Source organism: Micromonospora sp. WMMD754, from assembly GCF_049315235.1.
Taxonomy (GTDB): domain Bacteria; phylum Actinomycetota; class Actinomycetes; order Mycobacteriales; family Micromonosporaceae; genus Micromonospora; species Micromonospora sediminicola.
This window is the reverse complement of the sequence record NZ_CP186058.1, coordinates 1,308,464-1,335,007: the sequence shown is the minus strand read 5'-3', so window position 1 is coordinate 1,335,007 and position 26,544 is coordinate 1,308,464. Positions and strand designations below refer to the sequence as shown.

At 73.8% G+C, this 26,544-nt stretch carries 25 protein-coding genes; 18 read left to right on the top strand and 7 right to left on the bottom strand.

The features are described from left to right. Nucleotides 1–153 precede the first annotated feature (153 nt). The 3 genes from ACN27B_RS06295 to ACN27B_RS06285 all read left to right on the top strand — a co-directional run bounded on the left by ACN27B_RS06295 (nucleotide 154) and on the right by ACN27B_RS06285 (nucleotide 4,484). A complete protein-coding gene (locus ACN27B_RS06295; RefSeq protein ID WP_099163582.1) occupies nucleotides 154–1,194 on the top strand; it encodes a coiled-coil domain-containing protein in 1,041 nt (346 codons plus the stop codon). A gap of 36 nt (nucleotides 1,195–1,230) precedes the next feature. Beyond that, the gene (locus ACN27B_RS06290) at nucleotides 1,231–2,784 is read left to right on the top strand and encodes a fused MFS/spermidine synthase (protein ID WP_422743875.1); all 1,554 of its coding nucleotides are present in this window, start codon (nucleotides 1,231–1,233) and stop codon (nucleotides 2,782–2,784) included. A gap of 71 nt (nucleotides 2,785–2,855) precedes the next feature. Then, nucleotides 2,856–4,484, top strand: coding sequence for a serine/threonine-protein kinase (locus ACN27B_RS06285; protein WP_099163584.1), 1,629 nt, complete (start codon nucleotides 2,856–2,858; stop codon nucleotides 4,482–4,484). 80 nt (nucleotides 4,485–4,564) lie between these two features. Here ACN27B_RS06285 and ACN27B_RS06280 read toward each other — a convergent pair whose 3' ends face one another. Together ACN27B_RS06280 and ACN27B_RS06275 are read right to left on the bottom strand one after the other, a co-directional pair. Beyond that, on the bottom strand, nucleotides 4,565–5,233 hold the full coding sequence (locus tag ACN27B_RS06280; protein WP_099163585.1) for a potassium channel family protein: 669 nt from the start codon (nucleotides 5,231–5,233) through the stop codon (nucleotides 4,565–4,567). After that, nucleotides 5,223–6,557, bottom strand: coding sequence for a TrkH family potassium uptake protein (locus ACN27B_RS06275; RefSeq protein WP_422743872.1), 1,335 nt, complete (start codon nucleotides 6,555–6,557; stop codon nucleotides 5,223–5,225). Before ACN27B_RS06275 ends, ACN27B_RS06280 begins: the two co-directional genes overlap by 11 nt. A 106-nt stretch (nucleotides 6,558–6,663) precedes the next feature. On the opposite strand from ACN27B_RS06275, the gene ACN27B_RS06270 reads away from it, so the two are divergent. After that, nucleotides 6,664–7,782, top strand: coding sequence for a glycerophosphodiester phosphodiesterase (locus tag ACN27B_RS06270; protein WP_422743870.1), 1,119 nt, complete (start codon nucleotides 6,664–6,666; stop codon nucleotides 7,780–7,782). 513 nt (nucleotides 7,783–8,295) lie between these two features. On the opposite strand, the gene ACN27B_RS06265 is transcribed toward ACN27B_RS06270, so the two are convergent. Further along, on the bottom strand, nucleotides 8,296–8,526 hold the full coding sequence (locus tag ACN27B_RS06265) for a GntR family transcriptional regulator (protein ID WP_099163587.1): 231 nt from the start codon (nucleotides 8,524–8,526) through the stop codon (nucleotides 8,296–8,298). Between the two features lie 155 nt (nucleotides 8,527–8,681). Here ACN27B_RS06265 and ACN27B_RS06260 point away from each other — a divergent pair, with 155 nt between their 5' ends. The 8 genes from ACN27B_RS06260 (at nucleotide 8,682) to ACN27B_RS06225 (ending at nucleotide 14,992) form a co-directional block, all read left to right on the top strand. Then, the gene (locus ACN27B_RS06260) at nucleotides 8,682–8,987 is read left to right on the top strand and encodes a DivIVA domain-containing protein (RefSeq protein ID WP_099163588.1); all 306 of its coding nucleotides are present in this window, start codon (nucleotides 8,682–8,684) and stop codon (nucleotides 8,985–8,987) included. Beyond that, entirely contained in the window at nucleotides 8,984–9,229 is a 246-nt protein-coding gene (locus ACN27B_RS06255) for a hypothetical protein (RefSeq protein ID WP_099163589.1), read from the top strand. The genes ACN27B_RS06260 and ACN27B_RS06255 overlap by 4 nt, the downstream gene beginning before the upstream one ends. A gap of 228 nt (nucleotides 9,230–9,457) precedes the next feature. Beyond that, a complete protein-coding gene (locus tag ACN27B_RS06250) occupies nucleotides 9,458–10,660 on the top strand; it encodes a substrate-binding domain-containing protein (protein WP_091569564.1) in 1,203 nt (400 codons plus the stop codon). 3 nt (nucleotides 10,661–10,663) lie between these two features. Next, on the top strand, nucleotides 10,664–11,407 hold the full coding sequence (locus ACN27B_RS06245) for an ABC transporter ATP-binding protein (protein ID WP_091569568.1): 744 nt from the start codon (nucleotides 10,664–10,666) through the stop codon (nucleotides 11,405–11,407). Then, nucleotides 11,404–12,132, top strand: coding sequence for an ABC transporter ATP-binding protein (locus ACN27B_RS06240; protein ID WP_099163590.1), 729 nt, complete (start codon nucleotides 11,404–11,406; stop codon nucleotides 12,130–12,132). Before ACN27B_RS06245 ends, ACN27B_RS06240 begins: the two co-directional genes overlap by 4 nt. Beyond that, the gene (locus tag ACN27B_RS06235; RefSeq protein ID WP_099163591.1) at nucleotides 12,129–13,019 is read left to right on the top strand and encodes a branched-chain amino acid ABC transporter permease; all 891 of its coding nucleotides are present in this window, start codon (nucleotides 12,129–12,131) and stop codon (nucleotides 13,017–13,019) included. Before ACN27B_RS06240 ends, ACN27B_RS06235 begins: the two co-directional genes overlap by 4 nt. Next, nucleotides 13,016–14,134 (top strand): branched-chain amino acid ABC transporter permease, encoded by a 1,119-nt coding sequence (locus tag ACN27B_RS06230; protein ID WP_422743866.1) that lies wholly within the window; start codon nucleotides 13,016–13,018, stop codon nucleotides 14,132–14,134. Before ACN27B_RS06235 ends, ACN27B_RS06230 begins: the two co-directional genes overlap by 4 nt. Before the next feature lie 105 nt (nucleotides 14,135–14,239). Then, a complete protein-coding gene (locus ACN27B_RS06225) occupies nucleotides 14,240–14,992 on the top strand; it encodes an SDR family NAD(P)-dependent oxidoreductase (RefSeq protein ID WP_422743864.1) in 753 nt (250 codons plus the stop codon). 58 nt (nucleotides 14,993–15,050) lie between these two features. Here the strand turns inward: ACN27B_RS06225 and ACN27B_RS06220 are convergent, their stop codons facing one another. After that, the gene (locus ACN27B_RS06220; protein WP_422743862.1) at nucleotides 15,051–15,872 is read right to left on the bottom strand and encodes a hypothetical protein; all 822 of its coding nucleotides are present in this window, start codon (nucleotides 15,870–15,872) and stop codon (nucleotides 15,051–15,053) included. 142 nt (nucleotides 15,873–16,014) lie between these two features. Here ACN27B_RS06220 and ACN27B_RS06215 point away from each other — a divergent pair, with 142 nt between their 5' ends. The 4 genes from ACN27B_RS06215 (at nucleotide 16,015) to ACN27B_RS06200 (ending at nucleotide 21,531) form a co-directional block, all read left to right on the top strand. Continuing rightward, a complete protein-coding gene (locus ACN27B_RS06215) occupies nucleotides 16,015–17,952 on the top strand; it encodes a BTAD domain-containing putative transcriptional regulator (RefSeq protein ID WP_422743859.1) in 1,938 nt (645 codons plus the stop codon). Beyond that, nucleotides 17,949–20,069 (top strand): RecQ family ATP-dependent DNA helicase, encoded by a 2,121-nt coding sequence (locus ACN27B_RS06210; protein ID WP_099163596.1) that lies wholly within the window; start codon nucleotides 17,949–17,951, stop codon nucleotides 20,067–20,069. Before ACN27B_RS06215 ends, ACN27B_RS06210 begins: the two co-directional genes overlap by 4 nt. Nucleotides 20,070–20,204: 135 nt before the next feature. Beyond that, nucleotides 20,205–20,435 carry a heavy-metal-associated domain-containing protein gene (locus tag ACN27B_RS06205; RefSeq protein ID WP_091569593.1) on the top strand — a complete coding sequence of 77 codons (231 nt, stop codon included), beginning with the start codon at nucleotides 20,205–20,207 and terminating at the stop codon, nucleotides 20,433–20,435. Then, complete coding sequence (locus tag ACN27B_RS06200) at nucleotides 20,428–21,531, top strand: hypothetical protein (RefSeq protein WP_422743856.1); 1,104 nt, start codon at nucleotides 20,428–20,430, stop codon at nucleotides 21,529–21,531. The genes ACN27B_RS06205 and ACN27B_RS06200 overlap by 8 nt, the downstream gene beginning before the upstream one ends. A 4-nt stretch (nucleotides 21,532–21,535) precedes the next feature. Here the strand turns inward: ACN27B_RS06200 and ACN27B_RS06195 are convergent, their stop codons facing one another. Beyond that, entirely contained in the window at nucleotides 21,536–21,955 is a 420-nt protein-coding gene (locus ACN27B_RS06195; RefSeq protein WP_091569599.1) for a helix-turn-helix domain-containing protein, read from the bottom strand. A 184-nt stretch (nucleotides 21,956–22,139) separates the two neighbouring features. On the opposite strand from ACN27B_RS06195, the gene ACN27B_RS06190 reads away from it, so the two are divergent. Continuing rightward, on the top strand, nucleotides 22,140–22,571 hold the full coding sequence (locus tag ACN27B_RS06190; RefSeq protein ID WP_099163598.1) for a hypothetical protein: 432 nt from the start codon (nucleotides 22,140–22,142) through the stop codon (nucleotides 22,569–22,571). Here ACN27B_RS06190 and ACN27B_RS06185 read toward each other — a convergent pair. After that, the gene (locus ACN27B_RS06185) at nucleotides 22,568–23,722 is read right to left on the bottom strand and encodes a class I SAM-dependent methyltransferase (RefSeq protein WP_422743853.1); all 1,155 of its coding nucleotides are present in this window, start codon (nucleotides 23,720–23,722) and stop codon (nucleotides 22,568–22,570) included. The genes ACN27B_RS06190 and ACN27B_RS06185 overlap by 4 nt on opposite strands. A gap of 161 nt (nucleotides 23,723–23,883) precedes the next feature. Next, the gene (locus ACN27B_RS06180) at nucleotides 23,884–25,554 is read right to left on the bottom strand and encodes a DEAD/DEAH box helicase (RefSeq protein ID WP_355519242.1); all 1,671 of its coding nucleotides are present in this window, start codon (nucleotides 25,552–25,554) and stop codon (nucleotides 23,884–23,886) included. Between the two features lie 307 nt (nucleotides 25,555–25,861). Here ACN27B_RS06180 and ACN27B_RS06175 point away from each other — a divergent pair, with 307 nt between their 5' ends. Then, complete coding sequence (locus tag ACN27B_RS06175) at nucleotides 25,862–26,506, top strand: ferritin-like fold-containing protein (protein ID WP_099163601.1); 645 nt, start codon at nucleotides 25,862–25,864, stop codon at nucleotides 26,504–26,506. Nucleotides 26,507–26,544 lie beyond the last annotated feature (38 nt).

Genomic DNA, 26,544 nt, shown 5'->3' with positions numbered 1-26,544 from the left:
TTACGCGCTCCGCGCCCTCGCCGGCCTGGCGTGGGGCGCACGGTCCGGTATCGTGACCGGCGGTCTCCGCCAGCAGGCCGCCGCCCGGCGCCGGCGGAGACGCCGCCGCGCACGGTCGACTCGGGGGGCCGGCGGTCGACGGAAGGACCAACAGTGCCCAGGACCAGCCTCACCGGCCGGCGTGTCCGCCGGTCGTTGCTCGCGCTGCTCGCCGCGACGGCCGTGCTGCTCGGCGCCGGTTTCGCCGTGGCCGGCCCGGCCGCCGCCGCGCCGAGTCCGAACGCCCCCGACGAGGGCGACAGCAAGCAGCTGCGGGCGGCGCTGGAGGCCGCGGCGAAGGGTCACATCGACGCCAAGAACCGGCTGGACAACTCCAAGCGCCGGCAGGCCGCGCTGGCCACCCAGCTCAAGGACATCGAGGCGCGCCTCGTCGGGCTGACCGCGCAGGCCGGTGAGGTGGCCGTGCAGTCCTACCGGCTGGGTCGGCTCAACGAGGCGTCGATGCTGCTGGCCAGCTCCGGGCCGGACGACTTCCTGAAGCGGGCGGCCGAGCTGGACACGATGGCCCAGCGGGACAGCAAGCGCCTGGGTGACCTGGCCCGGGCCAAGGCCGAGGCGGCCGAGTCGAAGCTGGCCATCGACACCGAGGTGCGGGAGCAGCAGAAGCAGCTCGCCGTGCTGGCCCGCAAGAAGAAGGACGCCGAGGTCGCGCTGGCCAAGGTCAGCTCCGGGGCCGGCTCCGGCTTCAGCGGCGGGTCCTCGTCGGCCAAGCCGGCGCCGCGCAACTCGGACGGCTCGTGGCCGTCGGAGTCGTGCTCGGTGGACGACCCGACCCCCGCGTCCGGCTGCATCACGCCGCGCACGCTGCACATGCTCCAGCAGGCCAAGGCCGCCGGCTACAAGCGCTACGCGTCGTGTCACCGCAGCGGCGGGGGCGGCGAGCATCCCAAGGGCCGGGCCTGCGACTTCGCCGCCGCCACCGACGGGTTCGAGGACCGCACGGCCACCGGCGGCGACAAGGCGTACGGCGACAGCCTCGCCGCCTGGGCCAAGAACAACGCGAACCGGCTCGGCATCATGTACGTGATCTGGTACCGCCAGATCTGGATGCCGAACACCGGTTGGCGGGCGTACAGCGGCGGCGGCAGCCCGGCCGCCGACCACACAAACCATGTTCACATCTCGATGTACTGACCCGGTGGCCCAGGAACGCTGCGTACCATCGCGACGGTGAGCAGCACATCGTCCGACGTCATCACCGAGCCGACCGCCGGCACGACGGCCCCGCCGCGGGCCCTGCCGAACGGGCTCGCCGCGTTCCTGGTCTTCCTCTCCAGCGGTGCGGTGCTGGTGCTGGAGACCGTCTCGCTGCGCCTGGTCGGCCCGTACGTCGGGGTGACGCTCCAGGTGACAAGCTCGGTCATCGGCATGGCGCTGGCCGCCATCGCGTACGGGGCGTGGATGGGCGGGTGGCTCGCCGACCGGCGGGACCCGCGCACCATGATCGCCCCGGCGCTGGTGCTGGCCGGCATCGCCACCGCGGTCACCCTGCCGATCGTCCGCTACGCCGGTGAGGTGCTGCGCGGCGGCGCGGCGAGCGCGGTGCTCCTGCTGACCGCGGTGACCGTGCTGCTGCCCGCGGCGCTGCTGGCCGGGATCACCCCGCTGGTGGTGAAGCTCCAGCTCGCCGACCTGCGCCGGACCGGCCAGGTCGTCGGCAAGCTCTCCAGCATCGGCACGCTGGGCGGCATCACGGCCACGCTGGGCACCGGCTTCATCCTGGTCGCCGCGCTGCCCAGTTCGGTGATCGTGCTGGCGCTGGCCGCGGTGCTCGGGGCGACCGGGCTGGCGCTCGGCTTCTGGCTGCGGCGACGCTCCGGCGGCGGCCCGTCGGCCCCGGGCCGGGCCAAGGCCGCGCTCGCGCTGCTCGGCCTCTCCGCCGCCGGGCTCACCGCCGCCGCGCCGAACCCGTGCGACGTGGAGACCGCCTACCACTGCGCGCGGGTCGAGGTGGACCCGCAGTGGCCGGCGGGGCGCACGCTCTACCTCAACTCGGCCGAGCACTCCTACGTCGACCTGGGTGAGCCGACCCACCTGAAGTACGCGTACACGCAGTGGATCGGCCTGGTCGCGGACCTGGCCCGACCGGCGCGGCAGCCGGTGGACGCGCTGCACCTGGGCGGCGGCGGCTTCACCGTGCCGCACTATCTGGCCGCGACCCGGCCGGGCACCGACAACCTGGTCTTCGAGCTGGACGGCGGCCTGGTCGACCTGGACAAGCGGGAGCTGGGCCTGCGTACCGGTCCGCAGCTGCGCGCCCGGGTGGGTGACGCGCGGGTGCTGCTCGGGGGCGAGCCGACCGACAGCCGCGACCTCATCGTCGGGGACGCGTTCGGCCACCTGGTGGTGCCCTGGCACCTGGCCACCCGCGAGATGGCCGCCGACGTCCGGCGGGTGCTGCGCCCGGACGGCGTCTACGTGCAGAACGTCATCGACTATCCGCCGGACCGGTTCATCCGGGCCGAGCTGGCCACCGTCTCGGCGGTGTTCGAGCACGTCGCGCTGATCGCCCCGCCCGGTGCGGTCGCCGGTCGGCAGGGCGCGAACTTCCTGATCATCGCCTCGGACGTGCCGCTGCCGCTGGCCGGGATCCCGGCCGGGCTCAAGCTGCTGCCGGAGCCGGCCGAGCTGCTCGACGAGGCCCGCACCGCCGAGTGGGTCGGGGACGCGCAGGTCCTCACCGACGACTACGCGCCGGTGGACCAACTCCTGGCGACCGCCTGAACGGGTGACTTTCCTGACCGATTCCGACCGCTGAGGTGTACGGGGGTCGACTTCGGGCAACAGGACCGACCATGGGTGGACCGGTCAGGAACGGCGTGCAACTGCTCGGTGAGCGATACCGGCTGGTCGAGCAGTTGGGTGCCGGCGGCATGTCGGTGGTCTGGCGCGGCTACGACGAGGTGCTCGGCCGGCAGGTCGCGGTCAAGGTGCTCGCCTCCCGGCTGGCCAGTGACAAGGCGTTCCGGCACCGGATCCGCGTCGAGGCGCAGGCCGCCGCGCGGCTCTGCCACCCCAACATCACCAACGTGTACGACTACGGCGAGTCGATCCAGGTCGGGTTGACGGTTCCGTACGTGGTGATGGAGCTGGTCGACGGCGGCCCGCTCAGCGGCCGGCTCGGCCGGGACGGGCAGCTTCCCTGGCGGGAGGCCATGACGATCGGCGCGGAGGTGGCCTCGGCGCTGGCCACCGCGCACGCCCGGGGCGTGGTGCACCGGGACGTGACCCCGGGCAACGTCATGCTCACCCCGACCGGCGTGAAGGTCGTCGACTTCGGCATCTCGGCGCTGGTGGGGGAGAGCGACAAGGGGCCGGACGGCGCGCTGCTCGGCACGCCCGCCTACCTGGCCCCGGAGCGGCTGGACAACGGGCACGTCTCGCCGGCCACCGACGTGTACGCGGTGGGGCTGCTGCTCTACCGGATGCTCACCGGCCGGCTGCCGTGGCAGGCCAGCACCACCACCGAGATGCTCCGCGCCCACATGTACCGGGATCCGGACCCGATGCCGCCGGTGCCGGGGCTGCCCGCCCAGGTCGCCGAGCTGGTCCAGCGCTGCCTGGCCAAGCGCCCCGAGGACCGTCCGCCGACCACCGAGGTGGCCCGGACCCTCGCCGAGGCGGCCGGCATCGCGGCGGTCGTACCGGTGTCGCCGGCGTTCGGCCGGGTCGACCCGGCGCTGATGGAGAACGCCGGCACCACGATCCTGCCCTGGTCGGCGGAGACCGACGCGCTGCCGTTCTCGGTGGTCCGCACCCGGACCCGGCGGGCCGCGGTGCGGCGGCGCCGGGTGGAGGCCGGGGTGGCCGCCGCCGGCCTGATCGCGGTCACCGCCACCATGTGGGGGGTGACGTCGCGAAGCCCGGCCAGCGGCGGCGTGGAGCCGACCGAGGCGCGGATGGGGCTGCCCGAGCCGACCCCGTGCGCGGTCGACTACTCGCTCCGCCGCGACACCGGCAAGGACTTCTCGGCCGAGCTGACGGTGACCAACACCGGCACCCGCGAGCTGCGTGACTGGACCATGAGCTTCAGCTTCCCCGGCAAGCAGGCGATCACCACGGCCCAACCTCCGGTACGCCAGGTGGGGCGGACCGTGTCGGTCACCGCCCCGGCGACGACTCCGGTGCTGGCGCCGGGCGCGTCGACCAAGGTCACGCTGGCCGGGCGCTACAGCGGGAGCAACACGCTGCCGGTGGAGTTCACGATCGGCGGACGCACGTGCGGGGTGCAGGTGTCGGGCATCGCCGGCTCGGTGCCGATCACCGTCGCGCCGACCACCAAGCCGCCGGCCAAGCCGGCCACCAAGACCACCGCCAAGACGACCGCCAAGGGCGGGACGGCGAAGGCGAAGCCCGCGCCGAAGCCGAAGGCCGAGCCGGCGAAGCCGAAGGGCAAGGGTGGCCCGAAGGGAAAAGGGAAGTAGACCGGCCGAAGGGGGGTGAGCACGGCAAGGACAAGGCCAAGGACAAGGACAAGGGTTCGAAGGGCCCGAAGGGGTGACGGTCAGGCCAGCGCGGCGAAGCGCTGCACCTGGGCGATGCTGCCCTCCACGATGAGCACGCTCTCCCGCTCCAGCACGGTCTCCGGCTCGGCGTAGCGGAACGGCTGGCCGGGCTGCTTGGCGCCGACCACCATCACGCCGTACCGGTCCTGCGGGGCCAGGTCGCGCAGCGAGCGCCCGACCAGCGGCGGAGGCACCCGGATCTTGGCGATGGCGAAGTCGTCGCCGAACTCGATGAAGTCGAGCATCCGGCTGACGATCAGGTGCGCCACCCGCTCGCCGGTCTCCGCCTCCGGGAACACCACGTGGTGCGCGCCGACCGAGTGCAGGATCTTCGCGTGCTTCTCCGAGGTGGCCCGGGCCCAGATCTGCGGTACGCCCAGCTCGGTCAGGGCCAGCACGGTGAGCACGCTCGCCTCGACCGACGCGCCGATGGCGACCACCACCCGGGGGAAGTCGGCCATGCCGAGCTGGCGCAGCACCGCCTCCTCGGTGGCGTCGGCCTGCACCACCCGGTCCAGCTCGCCGGACCAGCGCTGGACCCGCTCCGGGTCGCGGTCGACGGCCAGCACCTCGTGGTCGAGCCGGGCCAGTGAGCCGGCCAGGTGACAGCCGAACCGGCCGAGGCCGATCACGGCGACGCCGGTGTCCTCGGAACGTCTAGCCGACAATGGGTTGCTCCTCCGGGTAGCGGTACAGGCGTCGCCGGGTGTTCAACGCGATCGCGGACCCGAGGGTGAGCGGGCCGACCCGGCCGATGTACATGAGCGCGATCAGCACGTACTGCCCGGACGGCGGCAACTGCTGGGTCAGGCCGACGGTGAGCCCGGTGGTGCTGAACGCCGAGGTGACCTCGAACAGCGCGGCGTAGAAGCGTACGTGCGCGGTCAGCGCGATCAGGCCGACCGTGCCGGCGGTGACCAGCGCGACGCTGAGCAGGGCGACCGTCAGCGCCTGCCGCTGGCTGGCCGAGGCCACCCGGCGGCGCCCCACCGTGGTGTCCGGTTCGCCGCGCAGCTCAGCCCAGATGGCGAAGCCGAGCAGGAAGAACGTGGAGACCTTGATGCCGCCGGCGGTGCTGGCGCTGCCGCCGCCGATGAACATCAGGCCGACGAACATCGGGTAGCTCTCCTCGGTGAGCCGAGCCACGTTGATCAGGTCGAAGCCGCCGGTGCGGCTCAGCGCGATCTGGCCGAAGGTCGACAGCACCTTGCCCGGCACGTCGTAGGTGCCGATCGTGTACGGGTTGCCCCACTCGGCGAGCAGCAGGTAGCCGAAGCCGACGGCGATGAGCACCAGGCTGCCCCAGACGGTCAGCTTGGTGGCGACCGCCCAGCGCGCCGGACGCCGCCACTCCCGGGTGGCCTCGAAGAGCGCCGGGAAGCCGAGCCCGCCGATGATCGCGCCGACGCAGAGCGGCAACGTCACCCAGGGGTCGCGGGCGAAGGCGACGAGGCCGTCGGAGTAGAGCGTGAAGCCGCCGTTGTTGAACGCCTGGATCGAGTGGAACACGCCGGACCAGATGGCCCGCCCGAGCGCGTAGTCGTAGACCAGCCACAGCCGCGCGCCGACCACGGCGGCCATCAGCGCCTCGGTGACGAAGACCGTGGCCGCGATCCGCAGCAGCAGCCGGCGTAGGTCACCGAGGCCGAACTCGGCGGTCTCGGCCTGGACGAGCAGCCGGTTGCGCAGGCCGAGCTGGCGGGAGACCGCGAGGATCACCAACGACGCGCCGGTCAGGATGCCGAGGCCGCCGAGCTGCGTGAGCACGGTGATCATCGCCAGCCCGAAGCCGTTCCAGTAGTTCGGCGTGTCGGTGACCGCCATGCCGGTCACCGACACCGCCGAGGTGGAGGTGAACAGCGCGGTCTCGAACGAGGTGTAGCGCTGCTCGCTCGTGGCCCAGGGCAGCATGAGCAGCCCCGTGCCGATCAGGATCACCACCAGGAACCCGAGCGGCACCAGCCGGACGGGCTTGCGGAGCAGGCGGCGCACCACGTCATCTTCCGTCCGGAGATTCACCGGCAGGTCAGGAACCGACCAACTGGCGGTCAACCGGGACCGGTCTGCTGTGCGTACCCATCGACGACAGGAGACGGCGTTGCGACGTACCCTTTCCGCCCTCGGCGTGGCCGGCGCGCTGCTCGCGGCGGCGGCCGTGGTGGTGCCGGCCGTGGCCGCCCAGGCCGGCCCGGACCACCACGCCGAGCGCCCCCGCGCGACCCAGCGGCCGATCGTGATCGGTCACCGGGGTGCCAGCGGCTACCGCCCGGAGCACACCCTGGAGGCCTACCGGCTCGCCATCCGCCAGGGCGCCGACTTCATCGAGCCGGACCTGGTCTCGACGAAGGACGGCGTGCTGGTCGCCCGGCACGAGAACGAGATCTCCGGTACGACGGACGTGGCGGCCCACCCCGAGTTCGCCGCCCGCAAGGCGACGAAGACCATCGACGGGGTGGCGGTCACCGGCTGGTTCACCGAGGACTTCACGCTGGCCGAGCTGAAGACGCTGCGGGCGAAGGAACGGCTGCCGTTGGTGCGGGTGGCCAACACCGCGTTCGACGGCAGGTTCGAGATCCCCACCTTCCAGGAGGTCATCGACCTGGCCCGGGCCGAGTCCAAGGCGCGGGGCCGGACCATCGGCGTCTACCCGGAGACGAAGCACCCCACCTACTTCGCCTCGATCGGGCGGGCGCTGGAGGAGCCGCTGGTCGCGGTGCTCCGGAAGAACCGGCTGACCCACCGCGACGACCCGGTCTTCATCCAGAGCTTCGAGACCGCCAACCTGCGCAAGCTCGATCGGATGATCGACGTGCGGCTGGTCCAGCTGATGGACGCGACCGGCGCGCCCTACGACTTCGTCGCCGCCGGCGACCGCCGGACCTACGCCGACCTGGCCACCGCCGCCGGCCTGGCCTGGGTGTCCCGGTACGCCGACGGCGTCGGCCTGAACAAGAACCTGATCGTGCCCCGGGACGCCACCGGCCGGCTGCTCGCGCCGACCTCGGTGATCCGGGACGCGCACCGGCTCAAGCTGGTGGTGCACGCGTGGACCTTCCGGGCCGAGAACCAGTTCCTGCCGGTGGACCTCCGGATCGGCGCCGACCCGAACGCGCGCGGCGACATCACGTCCGAGTACGAACTCTTCTTCGACCTGGGCCTCGACGGCGCGTTCGCCGACCAGCCCGACACGGCGGTCGCCGCCCGCGCCGGCCGCTGACGCCCGCTCACCCGTCGGGGTGCCCGCGTTCGCGCGGGCACCCCGACGTGCCCCCCGCCTGCCGAGTTCGCTCGCCCCCCGGCCTGCCGCGTTCGCCCGCCCGCCCGCCTGCCGCGTCCGCCCTCCCGCCTGCCGCGTCCGCCCTCCCGCCAGCTGCGTTCGCCCGCCCGCCTGCCGCAGTCGCCCGCCTCGCGCCGCTGCCCGCTGCCCGGGGGAGGCGGCTGCACTTGCCAGCGCCTTTAGAGCTGATAACAGATTCAACTCACCCCCCGCCGGCCGCCAGGCCCCAGCGTTAATAGGGGGCCCTTCCTCTACCGCAGGCGTTAATGAGGGGCCCTTCCTTACACCGAGGCACGCCCCGCCTCGGGCGGGGTGATGAGTCGGATCTGTTATCAGCTCGAAAGGCGGTGGCGGGAGGGCGGTGCCCCTCTCGACGACTACAAACTTGATGACGTGGGTGGATCGGCTGGGCGCGAGTCGGTCACGTCATCAAGTTGCTAGTCGGCCTGAGGGCTACTGTCCCGGTGGTTCGGCGACGTAGGTGCCACGGCCGGGCTGGCCGGTGATCAGCTCACGGTCGTGCAGCAGGGACATCGCGCGATAGGCCGTGTTGATGTGGACGCCGTAGGTCTCGGCCAGTTCGCGGGTCGAGGGGAGCTTGTCGCCGGGCTTCAACTCACCGCTCCTGATTCTCGCGGCGATGTCGTTGGCGATCAGGCGGAAGGGCGCTTCGGCTGTGGGCATGGTGAGGACTCCGGTTGGTTCGGCAAACCGCGGGGTCGGACCCGGATTGGGCTCCGGGGCTGTACCGCCGAACGAGGCTGCGGTCGCGGGGCCGGCGACCCGCCCGCGTCCCCTGTCTGCGGGCGGGTCGCCTCCACGGCTGGCGAGGAGGATTCGTGCGCAACGTGCTCCACCTGTTCCAACCGGCCCGGCGACCTCGTGGGGGCCGGGCGCCGAACGAGGGCTGGTACCGCTCCGAGTCGTGCCGACCGCTGAGCGTCGGGCAGATCCGCGAGCGGCGGTTCCGCACCGTGCGGCGTGGCGGACTCGACCCGGCGGAGGTGCACGCGTTCCTGCACCGGGTCGCCGGAGACCTGGCGCTGGCCCGGCACGACGCGGCCCGGTGCGCCGAGGAGAACAGCCGGATCAAGCGGGCGCTCCGCGCCTGGCAGTCCCGGTTCGCCCCGGGGGCGTACCGGTGAGCCGGGAGCGGTTCGTCGTACACCTGCCGGTGCTCGCGGCCGACCTCGACGGCGCCCGTGGCTTCGCCAGGGCCATCTGCCGCGCGCTCGGCTTCCTGGCCGACGTCGAGCGGGCCGGGACGACCGTGTCGCGGGAGGACGAGCAGTCCCTCCGCCACTGGGTCTGGTGTGACCGGGTGCTGGACGGCGGCCGGCGCTGCCCACAGGCGGCCGAGCACGACGGCGACTGCGGCGGGCGGTGAGCGGTGAGCGGGCGGTCCGGCGATGGCCCGGGCCGACATTGCTGCCGCACCTCGCGTGGTGGGGCGGGCCATCCCGAGTCGGCGGGGTTACGTGGTGGTGTCCGACGTTGTAACGTGCGGCCATCCCGTCCCGGGCACTTGTGTGCGCCGACCACATAGCCCGTGGGTGACGTCACTTCTAGCGTGAGCCGACAACTGACAATCCTCCTGTCCTCACCTGGAGTCGCAATGACGATCCGGCACACGCGACGGGTGTTCCTTACCGCCGCCACCTCGGTGGCGGTCGCTCTGGCCGCCACGGCCTGTGGCAGCCCGCAGGACACCGCATCCGGCGGCGGCGACGCCGCCCCGGTCAAGGTCGGTCTGGTCTACTCCCAGTCCGGGCCGCTGGCCAGCTACGGCAAGCAGTACATCGAGGGGTTCAAGGCCGGCCTCGACTTCGCCACCAAGGGCACCGGCAAGGTCGGTGACCGCAAGATCGAGGTGACCGAGGCCGACGACGCGGGCGACCCGGCCAAGGCCGTGTCCGCCACCAAGGACATGATCGGCAAGGGTACGAAGATCATCGCCGGGTCCACCTCCTCCGGCGTCGCGCTCCAGGTGGCCCCGATCGCGGCGCAGAACAAGGTCCTGTTCATCTCCGGCCCGGCCGCCACCGACGCGGTGACCGGCGCGAACAAGTACACGTTCCGATCCGGCCGGCAGTCGTGGCAGGACGTGACGACCGCCAAGTCGTTCATCGGCGACGCGGCCGGCAAGAAGGTCGTCGTCTTCGCCCAGGACGGCGCGTTCGGCGACGCGAACGAGGCCGCCGTCAAGGCCGTGATCGGCGGCGCCGGCGCGACCGTGAGCAGCGTCCGCGCACCGGCCAGCGCCACCGAGTTCACCCCGTTCGCCAGCCAGATCAAGGCCGCCAAGCCGGACCTGCTCTTCGTCGCCTGGGCCGGCACCACCGCCGGCGCGATGTGGCAGACGCTGGACCAGCAGGGCGTCCTCGCCTCCACCACGGTCGTCACCGGCCTGGACATCCGCGCCTCCTGGCCGACGTTCGGCGCGGCCGGCAGCAAGATCTCGTTCCTGTCGCACTACTTCGACGGGGCCAGCGACACCGAGGCGGCCAAGGCCGCCAAGGCGAAGGTCGCCGGCGGCACGCTCGACCTGTTCCACCCGGACGGGTTCGCCGCCGCGCAGATGGTCGTCCGCGCCGTGCAGGAGGGCGGCGACGACGTGGACAAGATGATCAAGGCGCTGGAGGGCTGGGAGTTCGAGGGCGTCAAGGGCACGATGAAGATCCGCGCCGAGGACCACGCGCTGCTCCAGCCGATGTACCAGGCCAAGCTCTCCGGCAGCGGCACCACCTTCACGGCCACCGCGCAGAAGACCCTGACCGGTGACGAGAGCGCGCCTCCGGTCGCGCAGATGAAGGGCTGACCCGTGCTCGCCACCCGCGGTCTGACCTGGCGGATCGGTGAGGTCGCCATCGTCGACTCCGTCTACCTCGATCTCCAGCCGGGAGAGTTCCTCGGCGTGATCGGGCCCAACGGCGCCGGCAAGACCTCCCTGTTCAACCTGATCACCGGCCTGCGCCGGCCCACCGAGGGGAAGGTCCTGCTGGACGGCGCGGACATCACCGCGCTGGCCCCGTACCAGCGGGCCCGGCTCGGGCTCGGGCGGACCTTCCAGGCGTCCTCGGTCTTCGGCTCGCTGACCGTCCGGGAGAACGTCCGGCTCGCCGTACAGGCGCACCGGGGTGGCTCGATGAAGCTGTGGCGGCGGGCGGCGGCCGACCGGGAGGTGGCCGCCGCCGCCGACGCGGCGCTCGACCGGGTCGGGCTGCACCACCGGGGCGCGGCCCTGGCCGGCACGCTCGCCCACGGCGAGAAGCGCAAGCTGGAGATCGCCCTGCTGCTCGCCGGGGAACCCCGGGTGATGCTGCTGGACGAGCCGATGGCCGGGGTGAGCGCCGAGGACGTGCCCGAGCTGGTCAGCGTGATCAAGTCGCTGACCGGGGACAGCGGCCGGGCCGTGCTCATGGTGGAACACCACATGGACGTGATCCTGGAACTGGCCGACCGGATCGCCGTGATGCACCACGGCGCGCTGCTGGCCTGCGACACCCCGGACACGGTGATGGCGAACGCCACCGTGCAGGAGGCGTACCTGGGGGAGGCGCTATGAGTGAGCCGATCCTGTCGGTGGAGGACCTGTCCGTGCGGATCGCCGGGCTGCACATCCTCCAGGGCGTGTCGTTCGAGGTGGCCCCGACCGGCGTCACCGTGCTGCTCGGGCGCAACGGCGTCGGCAAGTCCACCACCCTGCGCGCGATCGTCGGGCTGACGCCGCGCAACGGCGAGGCCCGGGGCACGGTGCGGATGGGCGCGCAGAGCCTGCTCGCCCGCCCCACCCACCGGCTGGTCCGCGGCGGCCTCGGCTACGTGCCGGAGGACCGCTGCGTCTTCGCCGGGCTCACCGTCGCCGAGAACCTGCGGCTGGCCGAGCGGCGGGGCACCACCCCGGCGTACGACAAGGTCTTCGCGCTCTTCCCGGAGCTGGACCGGCGCGGACGGCAACGGGCCGGTTCGCTCTCCGGCGGGCAGCAGCAGATGCTCGCCATCGGCCGGGTGCTCCTCAACGACAACCGGCTGCTGCTGGTCGACGAGCCGACCAAGGGGTTGGCGCCGAAGGTGGTGACCGAGGTGGCCGAGGTGCTGGAACGGGTCGCGGAATCCGTGCCGGTGCTGCTGGTCGAGCAGAACCTGGCGGTGGTGCGGCGGCTGGCGTCCGACGCGGTGGTGCTCTCCGCCGGTCGGGTCGCCTGGACCGGCGACGCCCGCGAGCTGCTGCTGGAGACCGCGCTGACCAAGTCGCTGCTGGGCGTGGGGTCCGGGGAGGTGCACGCGTGAACACCGTCGTGCTGCTGACGCTGACCGGGCTGGGCCTGGCGGCGCTCTACTTCCTCGTCGCCTCCGGCCTGTCCCTGGTCTTCGGCCTCGCGGACGTGCTGAACTTCGCGCACGGGCTGTTCCTCGGCGTCGGCGCGTACGCGACCTGGTGGGCGGCGGGCAACCTGCCCGGCGCCGGGCCGGACGGCCTCGGCTTCGTGGTCGCGGTGCTCTTCGGCGTGCTGGCCGGATCGCTGGTCGCGGTGCTGGTCGAGCTGGTGCTGATCCGGCCGCTCTACTCCCGCACCATCGAACAGGTGCTGGTCACCGTCGGCCTGTCGCTGGCCGGGGTGGCGCTGCTCCAGGCCACCTGGGGCGCGGACCCGCGCCCGTTCCCGCGCCCCGACTGGAGCCGGGACGTGACAGCGGTGTTCGGCGCCCAGGTGCCGAACGCCGGACTGCTGCTGATCGTCGCCGCCGTGGTGGTGCTCGGCGCGTTGCTGGCGTTCCTGCGCTGGACCCGGTACGGCCTGATCATCCGGGCCGGCGTGGAGAACCGGGAGATGGTGACCGCGCTCGGCATCGACGTCCGCAAGGCGTTCACCCTGGTCTTCGCGATCGGCGGGGCCGCCGCCGCGCTGGCCGGCGCGCTCGGCGGCGTCTACTTCGGCACCGTCTCGCCCGGGCAGGGCGGCTCGCTGCTGATCTTCGCCTTCATCGTGGTGGTGATCGGCGGGATGGGCTCGGTGGTCGGGTCCGCGTACGCGGCGGTCGCGGTGGGGCTGCTGCAACAGTTCGTCAACTACTACGGCACGTCCGGGCTGGGCGACCTGTGCGTGGTCGGTCTGCTCGCCGTGGTGCTGCTGCTGCGTCCGCAGGGCCTGGCCGGAAAGGTGGCTCACGCATGACCGAGGTCAAGAGCGCGGAGGTGCCCGCGCCTCCGGCGACGGTGCCCGACGAGCTGACCCCCGGCCACTCGCGGTGGCACGGGCTGCGCCCGTACCTGCCGCTGGTCGCGCTGGTGGTGGCGGCGGTCCTGCCCTACTCGACGCTGAACCTGCCGGGGATCTTCGAGGGGCCGCTGAACTCGCCGGGCACGCTGCAACTGCTCGCCATCTGCCTGGTCTTCGGCGGCCTCGCGGCCGGCTACGACCTGCTGTTCGGGCGGACCGGGATGCTCTCCTTCGGGCACGCCCTCTACTTCGCCGCCGGTGTCTACGGCACCGACGTGCTGATCACCAAGGCCGGGCTGCCGCTGTGGCAGGCCGCGCTGCTGACCGTGGTCGGCGGCACCACGCTCGCCGCGCTGCTCGGCGCGGTGGCCCTGCGTACGGTGGGCATCGCGTTCGCCATGGTGACTCTCGCCTTCGCCCAGGTCGGGGCGATCCTGGTGGCCCGGGACTTCGGTGGCCTCACCGGCGGCGAGGAGGGGCTGCCGCTGGACGTGTCCGGGCTGCCGGCCGCGCTGGTCGGCGTCACCAACACGGTGAACCTCTACTGGCTGGCGCTGGCGTACCTGGCGATCGTGGTCCTGGTGGTGCACCGGGTCAGCGGCTCGCCGACCGGCCGGGTCCTGGCCGGGCTGCGCGACGACGAGCGGCGGATCGGGGTGCTCGGGCTCGACCCGTACCGGTTCAAGCTGGTGGCGTTCACGTTGGCCGGCGGCCTGGCGACGGCCGGTGGCGTGGTCTACGTGCTGATCGTCGGTGGCGCCAGCCCGCACATCACCTCGTCCGAGCTGACGCTGTCGCTGCTGGTCATGGTGGTGCTCGGCGGCCCCGGTACCCGGTGGGGGCCGGTGCTGGGCGGCATCCTCTACATGTACCTGGACCACCGGCTGACCGCGTTCGGCAGCAGCGACGCGGTGAACAGTCTGCCCGCGTTCCTCAGCCACCCGCTGAGCCAGCCCCTGTTCGTCCTCGGCACGGTGTTCATCCTGGCGGTGTACTTCTTCCCCGGCGGCCTGGCCAGCCTGAGATCCCGCCTGACCCCCCTCCTCACCGCCCTCCGCCCCCGCCGCTGACCCCACCCCCGCCCCGTTGATCAAGGAGTTCGCGTCCGGCCCACCGGCATAGGATGACGCGAACTCCTTGATCGACGAGGTCGGGGAGAGGCTCGGGGAGGGAACGTGACGGAGCAGCAGCGGGTCGCCGTGGTCAGCGGGGGTGGGACCGGGATCGGGGCCGCCGTCGCGCGCGGGCTCGTCGAGGACGGGTTCGACGTGCTCGTGGTGGGACGGCGGGGGGACGTGCTCGACGCCGCCGCCCGGCGGATCTCCGAGGAGTGCGGCCGGCCCGACGCGGTACGCGCGGTCGCCGCCGACCTGACCGATCCGGCCCAGCTCGCGGCCGTCGTCGACGCGGTCGGCGGGCGGACCGTGGACGCGGTGGTCAACAACGCCGGGGGCTATCTCGGCGGGCCGACCGGAACCCTCGACGAGGTGGCCGCCTGGTGGCGCGCGAACCTGGACGCCAACGTGCTCACCGCCGTCCTGCTGACCGAGGCGTTGCGGCCCGTCCTGCGTCGTCCCGGCGGTCGGGTGGTCCTGCTCAGCTCGATCGCCGCCCAGCGTGGCGGCGGCGGGCCGTACTCGGCGGCCAAGGCCGCGCTGCACGGCTGGGCGTACGACCTGGCCGCACAGCTCGGACCGGAACAGATCACGGTCAACGTGGTCAGCCCCGGCTACGTCGCGGAGACCGAGTTCTTCGGCGACCGGATGACGCCGGAGGGCCACGCCAAGCGGGTGGCCGCCACCCTCGTCGGCCGGGCCGGGACGCCCGACGACATCGCCGCCGCCGTGCGCTATCTCGTCGGTCCGTCGGCCGGCTACGTCACCGGTCAGGTCCTGGGCGTCAACGGCGGCTCCGTCTTCGGCCGCTGAACACGACGACGGGCGGCGGCCCCCCGTGTGGCCGCCGCCCGTTCCCGTGCGTCGTGGATCAGCCGTTGAGCATCTCGTACGCCGAGGCCGTGGCCTTCTGCGCGCCGGCCGGCGGGGCCAGCTCCGGCGCCTTGCCGAAGTCGTAGTACTTCGTGACCAGCTTCATCGCCTTGTGCTTGCCGGCCGCCGGCACGTCCAGGGTGAACGTGGTCAGGTTGCCGTCCGGGCCGACCACGGCGGTGAACGGCACCTTCCGGCCCGCCGCACCCAGCGCGGTCAGGTCCAACCCGTCGAACGTGCTCTTCACGTCCTCGTTGTCGGCCAGGTCGGCCAGCCCGGTGTACGTGCCGTCGCCCTTGTCCTCGACCGTCTCCGCGGTGCGGATGATCGCGGCGGTGTTGCCCGGGTCGGTGCCCTCGTAGCTGGGGGCGTTCTCGCCGTCCGCCAGCTTCTCGCGCTCCATCTTCATCCAGTTCTTGGGCAGCTTGAGCGCGTCGTGCAGGCCGGGAAGGCCGGTCAGCTTGACCCGCATCCACAGGTCCTCGTCGATCACCCGGAACGTCATGTCCATGGTGAACTTCGGGTCGTCGTTCTGCTGCTTCATGCCGAGTTCCATGCCCTTGGCGGCCGGGTCCACCACACCGGTGAACCGGTCGGTGCCGTCCTGGGTGGAGAACCGGAAGCGGGGGTCCTGCTCGGTCGGCACGGCGGCCAGCAGGGCGGCCTTCGGGTCGGCCGACGGCGCCGGTGCGGCGCCGGCGCCCTCGGGGGCGTTTCCGGTGCTGCCGCACCCCGCGGCGAGTGCGGTGGTGGCCAGCACGGCGGCCGCGCGGAGCACGATCCGCCGGGCGGTTGCGGCGGTGCCGTTTCGCTGCGTCATCTCGTTCGACTCACTTTCCCAGGTGGTTGTTGCCGGCGAAGCATCGCAGGCAGCGACGGCCGCTCCGCTGCCGATATGCTGCCGTCCGACTGCCGTCGGCCGCGGCGGGCGACGGCTGGGGGGTACGGGGGCGGAAACTCGCATGTCAGAGGCGCTGCGCTTCGAGCTTCTCGGCCCGCAGCGGGCCTGGTACGCCGACCGTCCGATCGATCTCGGCCCGGCCAAGCAGCGGGCCGTGCTGGCCGTGCTGCTGCTCGCCGCCGGGCGTCCGGTCCCCACCGGGCAGATCGTCGAGGCGGTCTGGCCGGAGGAAGCGCCGGTGAACGGCCCCAACGTGGTGCAGAAGCACGTGGCCGGGCTGCGCCGGGTGCTGGAGCCGGACCGGTCGCCGCGCACACCCGCCCGGGTGCTCACCCTCACCGACGCCGGCTACCTGCTGCGGGTCGCGCCGGAGACGGTGGACGCGGTCCGCTTCGAGCGCGGCGTGCGGCGCGCCCGGCAGGCGCAGTCGGCGGGGCGCGCCGCGGAGGCGCTGGACGAGGTTGCCGCCGCGTTGGAGCTGTGGCAGGGCGAGCCGTTCACCGGGTTCGCCGGCCCCTGGTTCGACGCGGCCCGGCACCGGCTGGTGGAGCTGCGGGCCGTCGCCCTGGAGACGCGTACCGAGCTGGAGCTGGCCGCGGGCCGGCACGGGGAGGTGGTCGGCCGGCTGGTCGAGCTGGTCGCCGAGTTCCCGGTCCGCGAGCGGTTGCGTCTCCAGCTCATGCTGGCGCTCTATCGCAGCGGCCGGCAGGCGGAGGCGCTGGCCGCCTACCGCGACTTCGCCGCCTCCCTGCGTGAGGACTACGGCATCGAGCCGGGAGAGGCGCTCCAGACGCTGCACCGGCGCATCCTCCGCTCCGACCCGACGCTGCTGCCGACCGTCGCTCAGCCGGCCGCACCGCCGGGCACGGACACCGCGCCGACCGCCGGACCGGGTGTGACCGCCGCGTCGCCGCCGGCGCATCCGGCTCCACCCCGGCCCGACGCCCCCGCCACCCCGCTGCCCGGTCCGGCCACCGCGCCGGCCGGACCCGTCGGCCCGCCAGTGCCGCCCGCGCACGTGCCGACGCCACCCGCGCCGCACGAGCACGTGCCGATGCCGCCCGTGCCGGTCGGGCACGTCGAGTCGCAACCCGTGCCGGCCGGGCACGTGCCGACGCCGTCCGTACCCGTCGGGTCGCCGACCGCCCCGGCCGGCGCGACGCCGGCACCGGGCGGCCCCGGCTTCGTCGACCCGTCGTCGGGTCCGGTGTCCGCCGTGCCGGTCGCGTACCCGCAGGCGCTCTTCGTCTCCGCCGGGCGGCCGGCGGAGACGCCGCCGGACCGGCGCTCGCCGGGTTGGGTCCGGGCCACCGCGACGCTGGTGGGCGCCGCCGTCACCGTGCTGTCGGTCGGCACCCTGACCTGGGCGGTGATCCTGGCGTACGCGCTCTGGCGACGCAGTTGGCGTCTCGCGTTGGGCGCGCTGCCCTACTTCCTGCTCGTGGTGAGCGTGTTCGGCCTCGCGGTCAGCAGCCCGGTCGAGGAGGAACCGAGCGACCCGATGGTCATCTACTTCCTGTTCGGGCTCTGCGTCTGCTGGATGCTCGGCACCCTGCACGTGGTGCTGCTCAACCCGGCGTTGTGGGCGGCGCTGCGGGGCCTGTTCTGGACCGGGCCGCAGCGCGCCGACGAGCAGCGGCGGCTGCGCCGGGAACAGGCGCGGTACCTGCTGCACCACTACCCCTCCGCCCGGCGGGACCTGCGGATCGGCCGCCCCGACCTGCTGCGGGAGTTCGACGACGGTGGCCTGGTCGACGTCAACGCGGTGCCCGACACGGTCTTCGCGACGCTTCCCGGTCTCACCGCCGAGCAGCGCCGGCAGGTCGCCGTCGACCGGTGGCTGCGCGGGCCGTACGGGTCGCTGGAGGAGCTGGTCGTGCGCTGCCAGCTGCCCCCGGCCGCCACCGGGGCGCTACGCGAGGTGCTGCTCTTCCTGCCACCCGAGCCGCCGCCCGGGCCGCCCGTGACTCCGACGTCCCCTGGTAGAAATGCCGGATGAGCCAGGATCGGACGGCCGTCCGGGAACGTGCCGAGGCGGTGCTGCGGCGGCTGGCGGGTGAGCACGCCCGGCTGCGCGAGGACCAGTGGCGGGCGATCGAGGCGCTGGTCGTCGACCGGCGACGGGTGCTCTGCGTCCAGCGCACCGGCTGGGGCAAGTCGGCGGTCTACTTCGTCGCCACCGCGCTGCTTCGCGAGAACGGCGAACACGGGCCGACGGTGATCGTGTCGCCGCTGCTGGCGTTGATGCGCAACCAGGTCGAGTCCGCCGCCCGGGCCGGCATCCGGGCCCGCACCATCAACTCGGCCAACCTCGACGAGTGGGACCAGATCACCGCCGAGATCCACGCCGGTGCGGTCGACGTGCTGCTGATCAGCCCCGAACGGCTGAACAACCCGGACTTCCGCGACACCGTGCTGCCCAAGCTCGCCGCCACCACCGGCCTGCTGGTGGTGGACGAGGCGCACTGCGTCTCCGACTGGGGGCACGACTTCCGGCCCGACTACCGCCGGCTGCGCACGTTCCTGGCCAACCTGCCCGAGCGCACGCCGGTGCTCGCCACCACGGCCACCGCCAACGCCCGGGTCACCCGGGACGTGGCCGAGCAGCTCGGCGACGCGCTCGTGCTACGCGGCACGCTGGACCGGGAGTCGCTGCGCCTCGGCGTACTGGACCTGCCGAGCCCGGCCCACCGCCTCGCCTGGCTGGCCGACCACCTGGACCGGCTCCCCGGCTCGGGCATCGTCTACACGCTCACCGTGGCCGCGGCCACCGAGACGGCCGAGTTCCTCCGGGCCCGGGGGTGGTCGGTGGCCTCCTACACCGGGCAGGCCGAGGACGCCGACCGGCGCGCCGCCGAGCAGGACCTGCTCGACAACAAGATCAAGGCGTTGGTCGCCACCAGCGCGCTCGGCATGGGCTTCGACAAGCCCGACCTCGGCTTCGTGGTGCACCTCGGCGCGCCACCCTCGCCGATCGCCTACTACCAGCAGGTCGGGCGCGCCGGCCGGGCCGTCGAGCACGCCGAGGTGCTGCTCCTGCCCGGCGCCGAGGACGCGGCGATCTGGCGATACTTCGCCTCGCTCGCCTTCCCGCCCGAGGAGCAGGTCCGCACCGTCCTCGCCGCGCTGGACACCGAGCGGCCGATCTCCACCCAGGCGTTGGAGCCGATGGTCGACCTGCGCCGGGCCCGGCTGGAGCTGATGCTCAAGGTGCTCGACGTCGACGGCGCGGTCCGCCGGGTGCGCGGCGGCTGGCTCGCCACCGGCGAGCCGTGGGTCTACGACGAGGCCCGGTTGCGGCGCGTCGCCGACGCGCGCACCGCCGAGCAGCGGGCCATGCGGGAGTACGCGGCCACCTCCGCCTGCCGCATGCGCTACCTGCGGGAAGGGCTCGACGACACCGGGGCGCAGGACTGCGGTCGCTGCGACAACTGCGCCGGGCCGCTGTTTACCGCCGAGGTCTCCACCGAGGCGCTCACCGCCGCGCAGACCTTCCTCGGCCGCCCCGGCGTCCAGATCGCGCCGAAGAAGCTCTGGCCGACCGGTTTGGACGCGGTCGGCGTACCCCTGAAGGGCCGGATCCCGCCGGCGGAGCAGGCGCTGCCCGGGCGGGCCGTGGGGCGCCTGTCCGATCTGGGGTGGGGCGGGCGGTTGCGGGGCCTCGTCGGGCCGGACGCGCCGGACGGCCCGGTGCCCGACGACGTGGCGGCGGCCGTGGTCGAGGTGCTGAAGGCGTGGGCGCACGGCGACGATCCCTGGCCCCGCCGCCCGGCCGGCGTGGTCGCGGTCGGCTCCCGGACCCGGCCGCTGCTGGTCGGCTCGCTCGCCGAACGGATCGCCTCGGTCGGCCGGCTCCCGCTGCTCGGCCAGGTCGTCCCGACCGGTCCGGCCGGGCCCGGCGGGCCGCGCGGCAACAGCGCCCAGCGGGTACGCGCGCTGCACGACGCCTTCCGCCTGCCGGACGAGCTGGCCGACGCGCTGCCCGGGCTGGACGGGCCGGTGCTGCTCGTCGACGACCTGGTCGACTCGGGCTGGACGATGAGCATGGTGGCGCGCCTGCTGCGGCGCGCCGGCGCGCCGGACGTGCTGCCGCTGGCGCTCGCCGTCGCCGGCTGACCCCGTGCAAGGAAGGGCACCTTATTAACGCCTCCGGTAGAGGAAGGGGCCCCGCTTAACACCGCGGATGCGAGCCGGGCCACCGTCCGCGCGGCCGTGGTCGGTGGGCGCCCGGGCCGGCGGTACCGTGGGGCCATGACCGAGCAGCGACCCGTCGTCCAGACGTACACCGTGACCGGGATGACCTGCGAACACTGCGTCCGGGCGGTGACCGAGGAGCTGTCCGCCCTGCCGGGCGTCGAGGAGGTCCGGATCGACCTCGCGGGCGGCACGGCAACGGTCACCAGCGCGTCCCCGCTGCCGGTGGAGTCCGTCCGCGCCGCTGTCGACGAGGCGGGTTACGAGATGGTCGGCGGCGTTGCCTGAGTCGCCGTCCGCGCCGCCCGGCGTCGACCTGCCGGCGCGGTCCGGCGGTGACGTCGACGTACCCGCGCTGTCGGTCGGCGGCGACGCGGCGGAGGGCGCCGGCGGTGGTGAGCCGGCGGCCGGCCGCCCGGCCGCGGCGCGCGGAACGGCCCCGGCCGGGCCGGTCACCGTGGACCGGGAGACGCTGCGGCTGGCCCTGGTGGTGGGTGGCCTGGTGCTGGCCGTGCTCCTCGGTTTCGGGCTGGGCCGGCTGAACCCGCCGGCGAACCCGGCCGGATCCGGAGCCGTGGCGCCCACCGGCGGTCCTCCCGCCGGCGGCGCCCACTCGCACGCGCCGGGCACCGGCGCGCACAGCCACGACGGCGCCACCGTCGCCCAGGGCGGCGGTGACGGCGCGACCGGACTGTCGATCAGCTCGGCCGGCTACACGCTGGTGCCGTCGGCCGGGGAACCGGCCGCCGGACGCGCCGGCGACCTGCGGTTCCAGATCCGCGACGAGCAGCGTCGCCCGGTGACCCGCTTCGCGGTCGTGCACGACAAGCCGATGCACCTGATCGTGGCCCGCCGGGACCTCAGCGGCTACCGGCACCTGCACCCGACGATGACCGCCGACGGCACCTGGTCGGTGCCGGTGGCGCCGTTCGACCCCGGCGTCTGGCGGATGTACGCGGACTTCACCGCCGTCGCCGACGACGGTCGCCAGGTCGCCGTGGTGCTCGGCGCCGACGTGACAGTGCCCGGCACGTACGCGCCCCGGCCGCTGCCCGCCGCGGCCACGTCGGCCACGGTCGACGGCTTCACCGCCACCTGGACCGGCACGCCGGAGGTGGGGCGGTCGGTGCCGCTGCGGTTCCGGGTCACCGGCGCAAACGGTGGAGCCGCCGCGTTGGAGCCCTACCTCGGCGCGTACGGGCACCTGGTGGCGCTGCGCGAGGGTGACCTCGGCTACCTGCACGTGCACCCGGAGCCGGTGCGCGACGGTGACGCGGTGACGTTCTGGCTGACCGCGCCGGGGCCGGGCCGCTACCGGATGTTCCTGGACTTCCAGGTCGGGGGCGTGGTGCGGACCGCCGCGTTCACGCTGACCGTCGACTGACCGGTCAGCCGGCCCGGCGGACCGGCCGGCGGGCCAGGTAGCGGAGCAGGTCGCGGATGTGGTGCTTCTCCTCGGCCGGGACGTTCGGGTCGGCCAGCCGCTCCAGGATCACCCGGACGTCGGCCTCCACCGGGCCGTCCTCCGCGCCTCGGCGGCGGGGCACCGGACCGGCGTCGGGCAGGCCCAGCGCACGGAACGCGGCGGCCACCGGCAGGTCGAGGGCGGCGCAGAAGCCGCGCACCTTGGCCAGCTCGGGATAGTCCTGCCAGTCGCCGGCCAGCCAGCGGAACACGGTCGAGCGGCCGACGCCGGTGTGGGTGGCGAGGTCGGTCACCGTCCAGCCGCGCTCCTCGCGGGCATCGTCGATGGCCCGTCGCACGAAGCGCGCGAAGGCCATCTGCGGTGACACGTCTGCGGAACCCATCCCTGCGGGTCTGTCCCCTTCCGCCGGTGGCCCGGCTCTGCGCCCTGAGCCTAGTACGCCCGCGCGAGGAAGTAACTGACTGATCGGTCGAAAGGTCCCGCCGGCGGGACTGACGAGGGCGTGACGGTTGCGAGGTGTCAACTAAGCTGGACCGACCCCCGGCAGCGACACGACGAGGAGCAGCATGACCGAGCCGGACCGCCCCGTCCCGCACCGTCCCGGCGCCGTGAGCCTCTTCTTCGTGGCCAAGGCCGGGGTGTTCGCGCTCGGTTTCTGGGTCTGGCTGCTGGTGCTGGCGGTGCGGGGCGATCCGGCGACCGGCGTGCACCTGATCGCCGCGACCGGCGCGATCTGCACCACGCTCGTCGGGGTCGTGCTGGGCGCCCGGATGGCGCTGCAGCGCAACGCCGCCCTCCGGCACGCCGAGGTCAAGCGGCTGCTGGTCGACATCTCCTGGAACGCCTTCGCCGCCGCCGGCAACGCCGACCAGCCGGCGAAGGTGGTGCCGTTCCCCAGCCCGCCGCAGGACGGCGAGCGGGTCACCAACCGAGGTCCGGGCGACCGGGTGTCGATGCTGGACCGGGGCGACCGCAACCGGGGCGAGCGCCGGCGTTAGTCCCGGTCCGTCCCGTCGAGCAGCGTCTCCAGCCGGGGCGTGACGCCCCACTGGCCGACCAGCTCGCGATACTCGGCCCGCCGGCTCGCGGTCGGCGCGCCCGCCGTGCGCCGGGCCCGGATGAGCAGGTTGCGAGGCGTGTGCTGGGAGTCGACGAACTCCACCACCTCCGCGCGGTAGCCGTGCAGCCGGAGCAGCCCGGCGCGTACCGCGTCGGTGAGCACGTCGGCGAAGCGTTCGCGCAGGATGCCCTGCCGGGTGAGCAGCTCGTACGGCGCCGGCGCCGGTCGGGAACGCAGCTGGGCGGCGAGGTCGTGGTGGCAGCAGGGCGCGGCGAGCACCCAACGGGCGTCCCAGCGCACCGCCCGGGCCAGCGCCTCGTCGGTGGCGGTGTCGCAGGCGTGCAACGCCAGCACCAGGTCGGGGGCGGGGTCGACGGCCGCCTCGGCGATGGTGCCGGCCACGAAGCTCACCCGGTCGGCCCAGCCCAGCCGCTCGGCCAGCTCGGTGTTGCGGCGGCGCTGGTCCTCACGGACGTCCACCCCGACCAGCGTCACGTCCAGTCCGCGCCCGGTCAGGTAGCGGTAGGCGGCGAAGGTCAGGTAGGCGTTGCCGCACCCCAGGTCCACCACGCGCAGTGGGCCGGTGAGGTCGTCCGGCAGGGTGGCCGCCAGCGCCCGGAGGAACGCGTCGACCTGGCGGCGCTTGGCCGCCGAACCACCGATCTCGGCGAACAGCGGGTCACCCGGGTCGAGCAGCCAGTCCTTGGCCCGGTCGTGTCCCTCCGCCGCGCCGGCCGTCCGGCTGGCCGCGGCGCGGTGCACCTGTGCCTCGCCGGACTTGGTGACCCGAAGTTGGAGCGTGGCGTCGGCGGTCTCCACGTGCCAGTTGCCGAACGGCTCGGCGAGCAGTTCGTCGACGGCCGCGTCGGCCTCCGCGCCGGGGGCCACGTTGCGGGTGTGCGGCCGCGCCCCGTCGGAGGTGGCGATCTGCAACCGGGGACCGGCCTTGAGGGTGACCGGGCGCAGCTCGGCGCGGACCACCGAGGGGCGCTGCCCGCGTCGACGCCCGGCGGCGACCGCCCGGGTCAGCCCGGGGCCCAGCAGCAGCGCCCGCACCTCGCCCAGTGCCGAGTCCAACGCTTCCGGCATCGCTACTCCTTCGTCCTTCCGCCTCCCCGCGTCCTCTCGCCTCCCCGGTCGATCACGAGGTCGACGGTGAGATCACCGTGCCGGCGAAGCAGGCCGGCGCCGGGGTGGGGACAGGGAGCGGCCCCCGGAGCGGGTCCGGGGGCCGGTCGTGTGTGTGCTGGTCAGTCGGTGGTGGTGGCGGTGGCTTCGGCGGGTGCGCCGGTGCCACCTCCGCCACGGCGACGCCGGCGACGGCGTGGCTTGGTGGCGGTCTCACCCTCGGCGGATGCCGCCGGGGTGGCCTCGCCGGTGCTCTCGGCGCCGATCACCGCGGCCGGCTCGCCGGCCACCGTCTCGCCGGCCCGGCGGCGACGCCGCCGGCGCGGGGTACGGGCGCCCTCGTCGGCGCCGGTGTCGGTGGCGCCGCTCTCGGCGGGGGTGCCGACGGGCTCGTCGCCGCGACCCCGCCTGCGCTCCCGGCCCCGGCTGTCACCGCGACCCTCGCCCCGGCCGCCCTCGCCGCGTCGGGTGCCGCGCCGCGACCGACCGCCGCCCAGGTCCTCCTCGACCTCGGCGGACAGCCCGGCGCGGGTGCGCTCGGCGGTCGGCAGGGTGCCGCTGATGTCGGTGGGGATGTCCAGGTCGGTGTAGAGGTGCGGGGAGGTGTGGTAGGTCTCCGGCGGCTCGGGCATGTCGAGCCCGAGGGTCTTGTCGATGATCCGCCAGCGGGGCACGTCGTCCCAGTCGACGAACGTCACCGCGACACCGGTGGCCCCGGCCCGGCCGGTGCGGCCGATCCGGTGGGTGTAGGTGTCCTGGTCCTCGGGGCAGTCGTAGTTGATCACATGCGTGACGCCGGTGACGTCGATGCCCCGGGCCGCCACGTCGGTGGCGACCAGCGTGTCGATCTTGCCGGCGCGGAACGCCCGCAGCGCCCGCTCCCGGGCCCCCTGGCCGAGGTCGCCGTGCACGGCGGCCACGGCGAAGCCGCGGAAGTCGAGGTCCTCGGCGACGCGGTCGGCGGCCCGCTTGGTGCGGGTGAAGATCATGGTCAGCCCGCGCCCCTCGGCCTGGAGGATCCGCGCCACGATCTCGACCTTGTTGAGCGAGTGGGTGCGGTACGCGAGCTGCTGGGTCTGCGGCGACGGACCGGTCTCGGCGGTGTGCCCGGCGTGGATGGTCACCGGGCGGCGCAGGAAGCGCCGCGACAGCGCGACGATCGGGTCCGGCATGGTGGCCGAGAAGAGCATGGTCTGCCGGTCCTCCGGCAGCATGGCCAGGATCTTCTCGACGTCGTCGAGGAAGCCCAGGTCGAGCATCCGGTCGGCCTCGTCGAGGACGAGCGCGCGGACCCGGTCGAGCCGCAGGTGCTTCTGCTTCTGCAGGTCCAGCAGGCGACCGGGCGTGCCGACCAGGATCTCGACGCCCTTGCGCAGCGCCTCGATCTGCGGCTCGTACGCCACGCCACCGTAGATCGGCAGCACCCGGACGCCCCGGGTGCGACCGGCGGCGTCGAGGTCCTTGGCGACCTGGATGCCCAGCTCGCGGGTGGGGACGACGACCAGTGCCTGCGGCACGCCGTCGCTCCCCTCGGACGGGGCGAACACGCGCTCGAGCAGCGGGATGCCGAAGCCGAGCGTCTTGCCGGTGCCGGTCGGCGCCTGCCCGATCAGGTCGACGCCGCGCAGCCCGATCGGCAGCGCGTATTCCTGGATGGCGAAGGCGCGGGTGATGCCGGCGGCCTCCAGCGCCTCGACGGTCTCCTGTCGGGCGCCGAGCGCGGCGAACGTGGGTGCCTCCGGTCGGACCGGAGCGGTGGGGGCCAGTGGCTGGCCGGAGATCTGCTCACTCATCTGGATGTGGGGGTGCCCTCTCGTGGTGCGCCCCTCATGTCCTCAGGGCGCGATCGGTGTGGCGCGGGCCACGCGGTCGGGGGCGGTTTCGCCGAGCCGGACCGGGCCGCACGCGCTCCGGGGACCGGTGCTGATCGGCGGAGCTGACGGAATGCTCATCAACCACGCTGACCAGGTCGGTGCCCACGGCAACTGTCTCATCCTACCTGAACGGCCCCTGAGCCGTCCCGATTCCAGGTGGCGGCCCCGCGCGCGGGGGCAATCGTTGTGACTTGGGTCACAGGCTCCGAGCGGGTAGCCTGCGCTCGTGTCCGCCCCCGACCCCGCCGTCACCGACCTGTTCGGCCTCGTGGCGTACGGCGAGCTGCTCGCCTTCGACCGCCTCGCCGCCGACGCCCGCCTCGCCCCCGACCTGCGCCGCCGGGCCGCGCTCAGCGAGATGGCCGCGGCCGAGATCGCGCACTACCGCTGGCTCGCCGACCGGCTCGGCGCCCTGGGTGTGACCCCGGAGGAGGCGATGGCCCCCTACGTCGACGCGCTGCGGGCCTACCACGACTCGACCGAGCCGCGGGACTGGCCGGAGGCGGTGACCAAGGCGTACGTGGGGGACGCGATCACCGACGACTTCCTGCGCGAGATCGCCGGCGGGCTGGACGGGCCGGACCGGGCGCTGCTCCTCGACGTGCTGCACGACTCGCGGTACGCCGAGTTCGCCGCGGCCGAGATACGCGTCGCGATCGAGGCCGACCCGCGGATGGCCGGCCGGCTCTCGATCTGGGCGCGGCGGCTGCTCGGCGAGGCGCTGTCCCAGGCCCGGCGGGTCGCCGCCGCCGACGACCGGAGGGCGCTCGCCGCGCTGATCGGGCGGGCCGGTGGGGACGTGTCGACGCTGCTGCGGCGGCTCACCGAGGCGCACACCGCGCGGATGGTGGCCGCCGGGCTGAACAACTGAGTCGCCGCGGCGGGCGCACCCGCCACGGCGACCGGTGC

Excerpts from the sequence above, each read along its gene's own strand:
- ACN27B_RS06240 (WP_099163590.1), top strand. The coding sequence starts at position 11,404 with ATGAGTGAGCCGATCCTGTCGGTGGAGGACCTGTCCGTGCGGATCGCC.
- ACN27B_RS06215 (WP_422743859.1), top strand. The coding sequence starts at position 16,015 with ATGTCAGAGGCGCTGCGCTTCGAGCTTCTCGGCCCGCAGCGGGCCTGG.
- ACN27B_RS06190 (WP_099163598.1), top strand. The coding sequence starts at position 22,140 with ATGACCGAGCCGGACCGCCCCGTCCCGCACCGTCCCGGCGCCGTGAGC.
- ACN27B_RS06205 (WP_091569593.1), top strand. The coding sequence starts at position 20,205 with ATGACCGAGCAGCGACCCGTCGTCCAGACGTACACCGTGACCGGGATG.
- ACN27B_RS06230 (WP_422743866.1), top strand. The coding sequence starts at position 13,016 with ATGACCGAGGTCAAGAGCGCGGAGGTGCCCGCGCCTCCGGCGACGGTG.
- ACN27B_RS06210 (WP_099163596.1), top strand. The coding sequence starts at position 17,949 with ATGAGCCAGGATCGGACGGCCGTCCGGGAACGTGCCGAGGCGGTGCTG.
- ACN27B_RS06265 (WP_099163587.1), bottom strand. The coding sequence starts at position 8,526 with ATGCCCACAGCCGAAGCGCCCTTCCGCCTGATCGCCAACGACATCGCC.
- ACN27B_RS06185 (WP_422743853.1), bottom strand. The coding sequence starts at position 23,722 with ATGCCGGAAGCGTTGGACTCGGCACTGGGCGAGGTGCGGGCGCTGCTG.
- ACN27B_RS06220 (WP_422743862.1), bottom strand. The coding sequence starts at position 15,872 with ATGACGCAGCGAAACGGCACCGCCGCAACCGCCCGGCGGATCGTGCTC.
- ACN27B_RS06180 (WP_355519242.1), bottom strand. The coding sequence starts at position 25,554 with ATGAGTGAGCAGATCTCCGGCCAGCCACTGGCCCCCACCGCTCCGGTC.
- ACN27B_RS06250 (WP_091569564.1), top strand. The coding sequence starts at position 9,458 with ATGACGATCCGGCACACGCGACGGGTGTTCCTTACCGCCGCCACCTCG.
- ACN27B_RS06195 (WP_091569599.1), bottom strand. The coding sequence starts at position 21,955 with ATGGGTTCCGCAGACGTGTCACCGCAGATGGCCTTCGCGCGCTTCGTG.
- ACN27B_RS06285 (WP_099163584.1), top strand. The coding sequence starts at position 2,856 with ATGGGTGGACCGGTCAGGAACGGCGTGCAACTGCTCGGTGAGCGATAC.